10 protein-coding genes are annotated in these 12,140 nt (G+C 56.5%); all 10 read right to left on the bottom strand.

The window, feature by feature from the left end; genetic code table 11:
- Nucleotides 1-48 precede the first annotated feature (48 nt).
- The 10 genes from SH410x_RS07275 to SH410x_RS07230 all read right to left on the bottom strand — a co-directional run bounded on the left by SH410x_RS07275 (nt 49) and on the right by SH410x_RS07230 (nt 11,889).
- The gene (locus SH410x_RS07275) at nt 49-387 is read right to left on the bottom strand and encodes a hypothetical protein (protein ID WP_473675828.1); all 339 of its coding nucleotides are present in this window, start codon (nt 385-387) and stop codon (nt 49-51) included.
- A gap of 6 nt (nt 388-393) precedes the next feature.
- Entirely contained in the window at nt 394-1,917 is a 1,524-nt protein-coding gene (locus SH410x_RS07270; RefSeq protein ID WP_473675827.1) for a phage baseplate assembly protein V, read from the bottom strand.
- Nucleotides 1,914-2,690, bottom strand: coding sequence for a CIS tube protein (locus SH410x_RS07265; RefSeq protein ID WP_473675826.1), 777 nt, complete (start codon nt 2,688-2,690; stop codon nt 1,914-1,916). Before SH410x_RS07265 ends, SH410x_RS07270 begins: the two co-directional genes overlap by 4 nt.
- Nucleotides 2,678-4,426: a hypothetical protein gene (locus tag SH410x_RS07260; RefSeq protein WP_473675825.1), complete on the bottom strand. Its 1,749-nt coding sequence runs from the start codon at nt 4,424-4,426 to the stop codon at nt 2,678-2,680. The genes SH410x_RS07265 and SH410x_RS07260 overlap by 13 nt, the downstream gene beginning before the upstream one ends.
- Before the next feature lie 98 nt (nt 4,427-4,524).
- A complete protein-coding gene (locus SH410x_RS07255) occupies nt 4,525-4,965 on the bottom strand; it encodes a phage tail protein (RefSeq protein WP_473675824.1) in 441 nt (146 codons plus the stop codon).
- A 64-nt stretch (nt 4,966-5,029) separates the two neighbouring features.
- The gene (locus SH410x_RS07250) at nt 5,030-6,286 is read right to left on the bottom strand and encodes a phage tail sheath family protein (RefSeq protein ID WP_473675823.1); all 1,257 of its coding nucleotides are present in this window, start codon (nt 6,284-6,286) and stop codon (nt 5,030-5,032) included.
- Between the two features lie 2 nt (nt 6,287-6,288).
- Nucleotides 6,289-6,978: a hypothetical protein gene (locus tag SH410x_RS07245; protein WP_473675822.1), complete on the bottom strand. Its 690-nt coding sequence runs from the start codon at nt 6,976-6,978 to the stop codon at nt 6,289-6,291.
- A 213-nt stretch (nt 6,979-7,191) separates the two neighbouring features.
- Nucleotides 7,192-7,272, bottom strand: coding sequence for a transposase (locus SH410x_RS07240; RefSeq protein ID WP_473677265.1), 81 nt, complete (start codon nt 7,270-7,272; stop codon nt 7,192-7,194).
- Nucleotides 7,273-7,421: 149 nt separating this feature from the next.
- Nucleotides 7,422-7,874, bottom strand: coding sequence for a transposase (locus SH410x_RS07235; protein WP_473675821.1), 453 nt, complete (start codon nt 7,872-7,874; stop codon nt 7,422-7,424).
- A 2,398-nt stretch (nt 7,875-10,272) separates the two neighbouring features.
- Nucleotides 10,273-11,889: a transposase gene (locus SH410x_RS07230; RefSeq protein ID WP_473668332.1), complete on the bottom strand. Its 1,617-nt coding sequence runs from the start codon at nt 11,887-11,889 to the stop codon at nt 10,273-10,275.
- Nucleotides 11,890-12,140 lie beyond the last annotated feature (251 nt).

The following is a 12,140-nucleotide window of genomic DNA, read 5'->3' as shown; positions in this document are numbered from 1 at the left end:
GATTTAGTCGGCGAAATTACAGAACGGGTGGCGTTACTTCAGGCGGTCTCAGCCCTGATCGACGAAGCGTTGTCCGGGATTGATGACTTTGTAATGAACGATTCCCGGCGGCGTGCCGTCGGTCAGGCCGGTGATCGTATCGAGGCAGACGCGGCGACTTTGAATCTCGACAAAACTCGAATAGCCAGCATCGACGGTGACCGTTCCGGTACACGGCTTGATCGTCAGTCCCGTATTGGGACAACCGGAGATGGGGCGACCGACGGGGTCGGTCTCGACCACCACGTTGCGACCGTTGATCGTGACCAGGGATTGCGTGGCGACGACATCGACCACGCCCACTTGGTGATTGCAACGTAAGTCGGCGTTCTCGGTGAGAATTTTCATTGGACTTCAGGCCTCTTCAAAACGGATGGCTTTGCCGCGGATGCAAACTGACTTGCCCGGCGCATCGAGGGTCAAATCGGTTGCGGCATGGAGTCGGGCCAGGCTGGGCGTCAACTCAAGAAAACTCCCGTCGTTATTTTCGACACGGATCGACTTGTTGTGATCGTTCAGTTGGACACGTTGTCCGCCGGGGGTCAGCAGTGTGAAGCGTTGCACCGAACTGCCCTCAATTCCACCATCGTCGGGCGGCCCATTCGTTCCATAGAGACCGCCGATCACGATGCCTTGCGACGGGTCTCCGTTGGCCAACATGACCAGGACGTTGTCGCCTCGATCCGGCATGACAACCATCCCCTTGCCAAGACCGGCACCGGGTGTCACGAGTCCCATCCAGCATGATTCCAGATCGTCGTAGGTTGGTAGTTTGACTTGCACGCGCCCGAGACGATCGGGATCCTTGACACTCGTCACGATGCCCCAGGTCGCGAGCGGGCCACGTGTTGAGGACTGGCGAGGTGGCGGGGGAGCGGTCGAGAACTCCGAGACAAAACCCTTTCGGTCATCAATCGAGTGGGTCACCGTGGTCACCACGTAATTGCCTTCCAACGCATGCGCCACACCGGTCACGGAAACGGTGGTGCCCGGACGCAGCCGAGCATCGCCGTCCGCCACGCCCCATAACGTAATTTCGCTAGCGACGCGGCGATCGAGTTCCCCCTGTGCGAGTTGCTCGGCTTCTTGCTTGCTCGAAACAGAGCGGTCGGCCATGGTTCGCCTGCCGGTCCCGCCAAACGTCGTCGACGAGACTTTGGCACCTACTTTCGTGCCCACGCGTGCCCGGGTCGCGGCGGCGCGATGCAGTTCGACGCGTGAAGGATCCCAGGCCATTGTTGTCACCGACTTGCAGCTCATCTCGGCGTTGAGTTCGACGCGGGCTTCCAGCAAGTCAATCCCCAGGGTCAATTCAACGATGTCTCCCGCGCCCTCGAGCGTGGTCAGATGCAGCGTGTTGCCACGAAGCACAAAATACTGGCCGCACGAATCCGCCGCTTCCGCAAGCAACTCGAAGTCCGACTGACAGAATTGGACCCGCTTGGGCCGGTTCGGTCCGGCGACCGATGACGTGACATGCAGTCCCATCTCTGAGACCAAGGCGGTGGCCAGATCGGTGAGGTTCATCTCGTCATGCGACCGCACGGATTGGCGTTTGCGAAGTTGGTGCATGAGGTCGTATCCGCGAATCCGAATGACTTGCTCGTGAGACGGCCCATATTCATATTCGATGGCGGTCACCTGGCCGTCAAAGAGATCATCGCCGTGAGCGACCTCGATCGACATCGCGTTTCCTGGCTCGGCCAGCAGTGCATCCGCAGACATCTCGACGGGGACCCGGAAGGTGAGCTCCGCCTGGGCGGGGAGTGACAGACGTTGCCGGACGTGGACATCGACCAGCCACTGCATGACATTCATCTCCAGACGGCGACCGTCGATTTGAACCACGATTTCGGGGATGTCAGTAATGGTGCTCATCGCCGTCGATTCAGTGAGGATAAGACGGGGATCTTGAGCAACGTTCCAGCCGCGATTCGGCGCGGGTCGTCAATGCCGCTGGCCGCTGCGATCAAACGCCACAGCGAAGCATTTCCGTAGTAACGCGTAGCGACTTCGTCGAGCCGCTCGCCGCCGCCAGCGATCGGATCGCTACTGCCGACAACTTCGTGCGTCATCAGCCGATCAGGCTGAAACGCTGGCCGTGCCGATTCCTGTGGCCCGCTGCTCGACGAGAGAAATTGAGAGAGCGGCGTTAGGGTTCGCTCGGCGCGAGGTTGGCGGCCGACGCGCGGACCGACACGTAAGAATTTGAGCCGGATCCATGAACGGCGTGGGATACCGTCCGGTGTGAAGGACTCCAGTTTCTCGGCAATGTTGGTTACCACGCCAGGAATGTTCCAGGCTTTGCCCCAGATGAACGTCGCCACAGGCGGTCCGCCCTGTCGGCTGCCATGGACCGGAGCACCGTTTTCCGCCAGGTCGCGGAGGGGCCGGGTCAAGTCGCGGATATCGTCGGACGGAATCGTCGACCCCGCAACAGAAGTATCGAACAACAAATCGAGTTTTAACTCCGTCAGGCCACCGCCCGTATAGAGCAGGGGATCGTCGCTCAAGCGCGCACCGCTGACCGGTCCGCTCACCGACTGGCGGGGACGTATTCCCGCAAGGCGATTGACCGTCACGCTCTCGGGATTCAGCAAACAACCCAATCGGTCGCCGGTGCTCTCAATGAGAAAGATTACGCGTTCCACAATCCCTCATGCTCCCGCTCGAGTCTGCCGCGCCGTTGCGTTGAAAGGCGTTGCGTTGTTAGTGCGTCATGCCAGTCCAGTAAAGGCTCAGTGGGCAACTCAGGCCACGGATCAACCGCTCGGGGCTTCGCGAGTGGTTCAGCTAGAAATGGTTCAAGCCGTCTCGTGGCGGATCGCCGAGGATGACGAGACACGTCCGGCGGCGCAATAGCCTGAGCGATATCCGATTTCGTTAGCACAACACGTTCAGAGTTCACGTCGGACGTGCTTGCGCGATTTCCAGAAGGCCCTGAACGCTGTGGCCCTAGACGTTGTGCGGAAATGGACTCACGTTGTTCAGTGGTTGGATGCGTGGGTGATGCTGTTTCCAGTGTCCCACTCTCGACTGCTGGCGGTTCGGTCCGCAGGAGTGCCGTAGGATAACGAGGCTCCAGAACGCCAGATTCTTGGGTTGCCTGCCAAACTTCGCGATCGTGCATCTGCAGCGGCACGTCGCGACTGTTTCGGTTGGCCGACCGACCAAGAGTGCTGGCGTGGACGTCCACGCCAGCCTGCTGCAGGAGGCGCCTTTCCAAGCGTGATTTGTCTTCAAGTGGCGACTGTTCGGAGGGTATGTGCTGAACCGGCGGCGTTTCGCGAGCAGCGGCTAAGTCTGCGTGTGGAATCGCTTCTGCCGGCGGGATCGCTCCCCGAGGCGGGTTCGTTTCTGTGGGTGGATTCGTTTCGCTAGGGGTGCCATGCTGGGGCGAGTCTTCCGTCGACGCTGGTGGTTCGATCACTCGCATCGTTGCGATCGAAGACTGTTGCTCCTTCCTCGCTGCGACGGGAGGCTTCAGCGAATTGGATGAGGTCTCCGACAAGTTGCTGTATTGGCCTTCGCAGACGAGCGTTGCTTCGACTTGTCGTGACGCCATCCCTGTCTCGCGAGTCTCAGCAACCGGGTTCGATCGCAACGGCTCGACAACCGCTGGAACCGGAAGTGGTGCGTCGGTGCGCTGGCGACTTTCTGAAGCCATGATTGGTTTGTCGAAGTCCGCTGGCGGATCCGCTGAACAGCGTTGCTGCTTAGGCGAGCGGCAGGCATTTTCATTCCCGTCGTAGCGAAAATCACCAGGAATTTCGGCGGTTCGAGACTCTTGGCAAGTTTCGCTACGAGCAACTTCTTTGCTGCCGCTCATCTTACCTGTCGAAAGAGCCTGCGGGCGGACCAATGAATCGTTAGTCGTGAGCGGGGAAGCCGGTTGCTGAGGATGGTGTTGGGTCGCGTCCGAGACGGCGTCCGTCGGTCGCGTTGAAGGCATCTGGAGCGTGGTTTTGGCGTTGTCGGCGGACGGCAAATCAAAAAGCGACGGAGCTGCTGTTACCCAAGGTGGCTGCGCGGAAAAACTTTTCTCCCCACCGCCTTCATCGAGTTGCGATTTTTCATCCAGCTGCGATTTCTCATCGCGTCGGGTTTCTTCCCCACGCTGGGTGTCTTCGGAGGCGAGGCCAAACTGGGCGAGTAAGTGCGGGGCGCGCTCGCGTATGTCCGCGAGCCAATGGACAGGCGGCGACTCCTGGCGGGCGTCCGCACGCTGGTGCCCCGCTCTGGTTCCCGCACTCTCCAGAAACTCGTCTGCGATACCGTGTAGATCTGCGGACGGATCATCAGCGCTGGCCTCTAATTGCTCGGCCAAAGCACGAAGCTCGCCAGCCAGCTTGTGGATGATCGCCGATCGAATTTCGTCCACGGTCACTGAACATTCACCTGGAGAGTTAAAGAAGGCAACGAATCACGACTTCTTCGATTCGTGATTTCGGGGTAACAGTTCCGGTCTTGAGGTTTGACAAAACACTAGCCTCGTTCCAGCCCTTCGAACACGAGCGTCACGGACTCGATCGCTACTTCGTGCGTCAACGCATCTAATGGTGCGCCCCGCCATTGGCTGGGCCAAACGCTGATCAAGTTCCAACGAAGTGCCTCGTTGACGCCATCGGGATTCAACATCACAACCGACACATTCCGCCGTTCCACTTTGCCGCTGACCGATGCCATGAACCAGGACCAGAGTTCCGTCGAGTTGGTAAGTCCATAGCGCAGTGTCACGTCGGCATAATCAACTTGCCCTGGTAGGCGACGGACGATCTGACTCACGCCGCCTTCCCGGTACTTGATATCGCTCACCGTAACTCCTAATCCGCTGCAATGCGTAAAGTGTCCTTCGGTGACACCTTGGATCTCCAACTTAAAGTTATAGGCGCGGTAAGGGTCGACGATTTTGCCGCTTTCGGCCATGGGGAACTCCTGCGTAGTACGTCAATGACGGTTGATGATTTGAATGGACACGATCGCACTCACATCACTCCACCTCTGAGCCACCGGGTGTCTGGCTGATCTGAAAAATCACGAATTCTGCTGGCTTGACGGGCGCGATCCCGATCACGGTGACGACGCGTCCCTCGTTAATCACCTCCGGCGGGTTTGTATCCGCGTCACACTTAACAAAGAATGCTTCCTCGGGCGTGGCTCCCATTAGGGCACCGTCCCGCCATAGGTTGCGAAGAAACGCACTGACATCGCGGCGGATGGACTTCCATAACGACATGTCATTCGGCTCGAAGACAACCCAACGTGTGCTGCTTGCAATCGACTCCTCAATCATGTTGAAGAGTCGTCGAACATTCAAATACCGCCACTCGCTCGCCTCGGCGGCCAGCGTTCGGGCTCCCCAAACAGTGATCCCTTCGCGAGAAAAGAGCCGGATACAATTGACTCCGCGACGATTCAACGGCCCCTGTTCTGCATCGGTAAAGTTGTAGCCGACGTCGATCGCACCGCGGACGCTTTCATTGGCGGGGGCCTTGTGAACTCCGCGCGTGGCGTCCGTCCGGGCATAGATGCCAGCGAGGTGCCCCGACGGCGGCACGTTGATCCGGTAGTCACCTTTTTCGCGATCGGATTGGAACAGGTTTCGAACCGTGATCCAAGGTGCATAGAAGGCGGCGAAGCCGTCTTTAGATTCTCCAGGATAGAGACCCTGCGATTGTTCAATCTCGCCCTCGGTTTTGATTTTCCGCTGTGCGGGTGATTTTTCTATCTCCTTCAATAGCTCGACGTCCAGCGTATCGCAGATATCCTTGCCTGGGTCTAGGATAGCGACGCGGTCGCGAAGTCGTTCGCAATGGGCCACCAGCGCCTTGTGGTCGCTTGGTGCGTAAAACCCAGGCGTCGCCGCAATGGATACCTCGTCCTTTTCTTCCAGCAAATCGATCCCTTGTCGCTTCCCCGCTCCACCTTCCAACGATCCGGCTTTGCCGACGTTGACAATGTAGCAGCGACTGCCGCCGTTGAGAAAAAAACCTTGAACAGCGTGCGCGAGGTACTGCTGAGAACCGTCCTTGACGATTTCGGCTATATCTCCCAAAGAGCCGCTATCAGAAACGATGAACTTGGCGACGAATTGCGTCCAACTATCGATCGGGATCGCTTCATTGCAGTACGCATCCGAAGGGGCGCGACCGACAAAACCGGCGGTGCTCGTCCCAACCGCCTGAATCGGTCGTGGTCCCCCAGATTTTTCTTCGATATAAACGCCAGGCGTTTCGTACGTAGCCATCGTCAGACCTCCACCATTTCAAAGTCGATAATTAATTGTTTATCTGCGGAATCGCTGCTCAAATGAATCGTCTGTTGCTGACCCTTGGCGGTCACAACTACCTGCTTGGGAAAATGTTTGCCCGCGGGTACGGAAGCAAAACGGAAACGACCGTCACCAGCCGTCTCAGTCACCAGCCCCAACGAACGCAGTTCCAACCTCGCCCCAGCGATGGGAATGTGATTGGGCCCAAGCACTTGGCCAACCAAATGGGTGCTGGGCGATCCAGCTAATTCCGGCGACTGAGTTACCCGAGGCACTTTCACCGGATCCCACTCATGCCGCAACGGAATGCATAGCACGAATGACGGTTGCGGTGCGGTGCCGAAGGCCGACCAAATCGCCGCCGGCAATGATGGAAAATCAAGCGTCCATCGGTTAGCTTGGGCACGCTGGACAGCGTGAACGATGAGATCTCCCAACACACGATGGGCCTGCAGAGGATCATCGTCGTTGATGGTGATCAGATACCGGAGGATCAGTTGAAGCGGCGGTCTTGTCATGCCTCGCGGAGGAGGGTCTTCGACGATTTCCCACAGGTGGACGCGAATCCCGCCGCCCTTGACTGCTGGACCGGGCGCGGCAAGTGTCACGTCACCAAAATCAAGCGTTGTCATCCATGCGATCAGATGTTTGTCGAGTCGATCGATCAAAGCAATACCTGCATGAGTTGAGATATGGAACGCCGCCGATTGGAGTCGACCAGCGACCCGATCGAACACAACCCTAAGTATGAGATAACGCATCCTAGGCGAAGCTTAGTGCAAACACAACAAAAATATGAGATCCTCCGACTAAAGCGTACTTTTTTAATGGAAGGAGTAGAGGACAAACTCAAAATACTCGAAATCGCGAATGCCGTATAATTAGCGTTGAACGGTTTTGGCATTGTTATTAATGCCCTCTATCGATCCAGAGGAAATGCGATGTTTGAAGTACGTCAGCAAGTTTTCCTCCAGTCAAGCTTGCGTCTTTACCATTGCGATCAACGGTGACCAACCTGTTATTATCGCGTGCACCACGGCCTCAAAAAAAATTGTGCCGGCCCGCGAAAGGTGTGGCCCCAGAATAGACGCAACTTTTGGTCCATTCGGGTCTATCGAGGGTAGAGGCCCAAGCCGCCACAGTAGAAAAAGATCGCGGTTCTGAAGGTTTCGACGTTTCGAAAACCGCCGACTCGTCGCTTGATCGACATAATTCTGCCGTTCATCCCTTCGGCCACGGCATTGGCAATACCGTGCGTGCAGTAGCTGACGACATTGCGAAGGCAATCTTTGACAGTGCGTGCCACGGCCTTCATGGGCCCCAACTTCGGATGAATGACTCGCTTGTACCAGTCGTTGAAATAGACCGTTGCGGAGGCGGCATTGTCATGGTGCCAAAGGTCACGAAGCATCTCCTTGCACGCCCATACCTTGCCTCTCTCAAGCCGATCGCTATAGAGAGGGTCGAATCTGGTACGCTGCTTATCGGTGAGGTTCTCCGGTGTCGGTTCCTCCGCTTTCATCGCGTAAGGAATCAGAGCGAGCGGGCTGACGATCAATACCAATCACCGACGAGCCATAACGTCCCTCTATGCAAAACGCTCTGTTGCCGAACCGCGACCATCACCAGGAACGGAGAGACGACTTTCCCTTTGTGAAAACATGAATGCCGTGCTCCGCGTGCAAAACATTGTTACCCGCCGCGTTCTATTGGCGGATCAACATGGCACTGAGATTCATTTGGGCAGTGGGCGATACGCTCCGGCATGTTGAAGTACGCCCCTACACCGAGAACCGACCAGACAACGATCGAAGCAATGCACGCAAAAACGACGACTGCGCTCACGCACATAAATGCGATCGCCTGCGGGCGAGACTTAAACGGGTTCATTACATCCTCTTCAGTTGGATTTCAGTCGGGGAACGGCGGCCATGGACGATGAAGCATGGAACACTTGCCGTTCAGCGCATCGTAGGCCCAAAGCTCGTCACTACCCTTGCGAACCAGAATGGTCGGTTCATCAAGCCAACTTGGATAGGCAAATGCTCCAGTCGCTATCCGTGATGAAAACCGAGTGCTTGGATTGTACACCATCAGTCGTGCTGAGCCTTTTTCGCGTTTTCCTTCGACGGAGTCGAGACAGCAGACACCCGCTTCGTTCCAATCAAAATTCACAAAGGGCCTGGAAGTAGTCGTCGCACTTCAAGCCCGGATCGGTAGCACCAGACCCGGTCTCGAAAAACGAAAGTTGTCGCCGTACTGCAAGCCGATGTGTAAATCGTCAGGTGATGCGACCAAGTGCGATGGACAGTCATGTTCAGCTTTGGAAACGAGAACCAAGTCCGATTCGCTTCGTCACCAGGTCATTGGAAATGGGTCAAAGCCGACTTCAGCTTGTGTGTGCATGATCCTACCATTCGCACGCGATTGAACCGACAACTGCTGGCTGATTGTATCAGTGTCCACTTCTGATGACGCTCCTACGCCTGTTCCGCCACGGATCGTCACAAAAGCTATCTTGTCGCCTGAGGGCGAAGCTACAGGATGCGTTACAGTCAAAATTGGAAAGACTGCTTCGAGACGTAGCCAAACGAAAAGAGCGATCACGATCGTGGCGGTCGCTAGTACGAGGAACAATCGAAGCAGAGAAAAGCGTCTGGGCATTGCCTGTCTTATCGAGTTTCTGGTCGATAGCTCGATTCCCACGGATGCTCGCCAAGACTCAACTAACGCTGGCGGTAAGCGAACTGCCGTCAGAAATCTATGATTTCAAAAAACGCGTCATCGGCGGCTTCGGTTCACCGCATGGTCTGTCGCTCGATGCGAGTCAAGGGGCAACAGCAATCGAAAATCCGTGTTTGGCAATGACATTGAGAGGAGCATTCCGAAACGAAACGTATCGAACGACTGCTGAATTAGCTCGTTCGTCTGGCTCTGCTGGCAATCGCTTCCCAAAGACGACGACAAACTCGTAAATGTCACGATCACCCTCTGACCCAATGTATCGCCAAAAGTAACCTCCGGACGATGCATTGCCCCATTCCTCTGGCCCACTCCAATTGGTCATCATTCGGCGGTCGTGATCCTCTAATCGGCCTGATGTCATCTGCAACAATGGGCTTCCTCCTTGCCGACCATCCGGCATGGTTACGACTACACGCGCACTCGGATATCGCGGCATGGCCACTTCATTGAGAATTCTTTCGGTCTCGGAAAGACGCTTTTCAACATCACCCATTCTTCGCGACGAGCGTGAACTCTGGACGGCGATCCCAATGGCCGCGGCGACAAGTGCAACTGCCAGCATGAGATAACGCAGTGAAAAATGAAGTCGCTTCATACTGCACCTGAAATCATTGCGGGACAGAAATAATTGCGAGCTATCTGCATGTCAGGCGTAGAAAAAACCCAACTGGACCGGTTGAGCCGCTCGCCTGGCGTGCGGACAGATCGTGCGCTGAACGTTGTCGCCACACTGGGTGATGCTGGACGCGGAATCAGGACGACTGATTCGTCAGAATGATTCTAGCAGATAGGACTCGCAGCGTGCTAAACAACCTTTCAGGCCGGGAAGGGGTCACTGGAGCGGTTAAGTCCATTGCTGCTCGGTCTCCTTTGCACCTTCTACCGACGTTCCCTGGCACCAATCGCAGCCAGTAGGGCCGGTTCGATCGGCCACTCCTCGATCAAGCGAGTTCATTAGCGTGTGCGGCCTACGTGGATCTCAACCCGATTCGCGCCGCCATGGCGGCAATAGCTGGCGTAGTAAAGTTTGCTAAAGATCCGGTGACGATGGATCTCTCACAGACGCGCCCGACATTAGGTAGCTTTGCTGCGGGCGACTTTTTTGGGTGGTGCAAAATTTTTTAGCCGAGGCCTCTCTCGAGGCCCTGGTTTGACTGTCGAGGAGTCGCAGGCTCTACATGAACCGTCGTCCTAGTCGCCTATTGCCCCTGTTCCTCCTAGTTGATGGCCAATTGGAGCGAATTCTTTCGCTGGCGGCGCATTGCCACCGCTCGAAGCAGATTCCAACCGGCCAGCTTCAGTAGGATCGAAAGCTTCACCGCATTGTGGCCGCGAACGCGGAGCCGACCCAAGCCCATCATTCGCTTGAGGCAACCGTTGGTCCCTTCGATACCCGACCGCCAACGGTACCTATCGCGGAACTCGTCGCTCTGCTCGTGGCGACGACGCGCGTCGGCTCGAACCGCACTGCCGGTAAATTGAATGCGGCCGGTCGGCTGCTCGGTGTCCCGATTGCGTTGAACGCGGCAGTGTGCAAGCAGCGGGCAGTGCTGGCACTTCTCGGGATCCATCTGTGCGAAAGTGTAGTCGCCTTTGGCGTTGTAGTTGGTCGACTCGGGAGCGTGACCAGCCGGGCAAGACTCCAGTTCACCGGCGCAGTTGAGCTTGAATTGGTCGTAGCCGATTTCATCAGCATCGTACTTCTTCGAGCCTGGCACCGGAGCGACCAATTCGACGCCTTCTTGCTTAGCCGACTCGACGTTGGCGTCGCCACCGTAAGCGGTATCAGCCAGCAGTTCGTCTGGCATGACATCCCGCTTTTTCAAGTCCTCCAACACCGGCGAGACCGCATCGGCGTCGTTGTCCGCAGCGGTTTCGACTTTGGCCGAAGTAATCAAGTTCGGCTCGCCGTCTTCGTTGAACGTCTCGGCGATTTGAACCTGGTATCCGGCTCCTTTGTGACCGCTGTAGGTCGCGTCGGGATCCGACGGATTGACGATCACATGGCCGCCGGTTTTCTTGCGAACTTCGACGAATTCTTCCCGAAGTTCGCACTGCTGGTTAAAGATCGTTTGCAGTTGTTTGAAGGAGTCCCAGTCGCAGATCGGTTTGGTTTCGGTTAATTCATTGAGGATTAAGCAGAGGTCTTCGGCGGCTTGCTGCAACGCAATTTTCCGCTGTTCGGTAGTGCGTGCGTCGCCAAAGATTCGGCTGTCGGATTGCTTGCGGTAGCGGGCCAAAAGCTCGTCGTCAAATCGGTCGATCAGCCTAGCCGAACCAGACTGAGCGTCGTGCTTTTCGACTTTCTTGAAGAACCGCCGCAGGGCCACGCCGATCATTTGGGCGCGTCCCAGGGTGGCCATGTCGCTGAGCACATGGGTGGAATCGAGACGCTGTTTTTTGACTTTGACTTCCATGCTTTGCAGCAGGGTGTCGGTAACGCCTGCGAAGATCTCCTCACTGATCTTCTCGTTGCTTTGCATTCGAGCGATGTAGCGTTCAATGGTTCGCTGAGTGACTTCGGTGCTTGGCTCCAAGTTCAGTGCGTACTGGATGTCGGTTCGGAACAGCAGTGCTTCGTGGGCCTGGGGGACAGTCCAACCTTGAAAGTCACGGATCCAGAGGAGCGCGATGATCGCGTGCAACTCAAAGGTTGGTCGTCCTTGATCGTCACTGAGATGCTCACCGACGAGGCCGATGGGCATCTGCTCCAAGAGCACGTCGCGAAGGAGGCCCTGCCATCCGTTGTCAATCATCTTTCGCCCCATGGGGCCGATGACGCCCTCGAACGGGTCGAAAAGTCTTTGCTGCGTAGGTAGTTCGATGGTTTTCACTGACTAACCGACCACTCGAAGAAAAAAGCTAAATCCAGACAGCAAAAGGTAACGCATCTCGCCCACGAAAGAAGCCGGTAGCATGAGACTTTTGTCGGGCGCGTCCTCACAAGATCCACTACCAATGGCGTGCGGTGACATCCATCACTCTGAGTCTGCACTGAAAAAACCGCATATCAGCGATTGTCGTTGCGAGAGTGACCGAAGCACGCTTTGGTCGGATGAGTCTGAGCCTTCTGAAGGAATAAAAG

The organism is Rhodopirellula sp. SH410 (assembly GCF_055811895.1).
The sequence above is the reverse complement of the archived record's forward strand: the minus strand, read 5'-3'. Positions and strand labels throughout refer to the sequence as shown.

Excerpts from the sequence above, each read along its gene's own strand:
- SH410x_RS07275 (WP_473675828.1), bottom strand. The coding sequence starts at position 387 with ATGAAAATTCTCACCGAGAACGCCGACTTACGTTGCAATCACCAAGTG.
- SH410x_RS07270 (WP_473675827.1), bottom strand. The coding sequence starts at position 1,917 with ATGAGCACCATTACTGACATCCCCGAAATCGTGGTTCAAATCGACGGT.
- SH410x_RS07255 (WP_473675824.1), bottom strand. The coding sequence starts at position 4,965 with ATGGCCGAAAGCGGCAAAATCGTCGACCCTTACCGCGCCTATAACTTT.
- SH410x_RS07250 (WP_473675823.1), bottom strand. The coding sequence starts at position 6,286 with ATGGCTACGTACGAAACGCCTGGCGTTTATATCGAAGAAAAATCTGGG.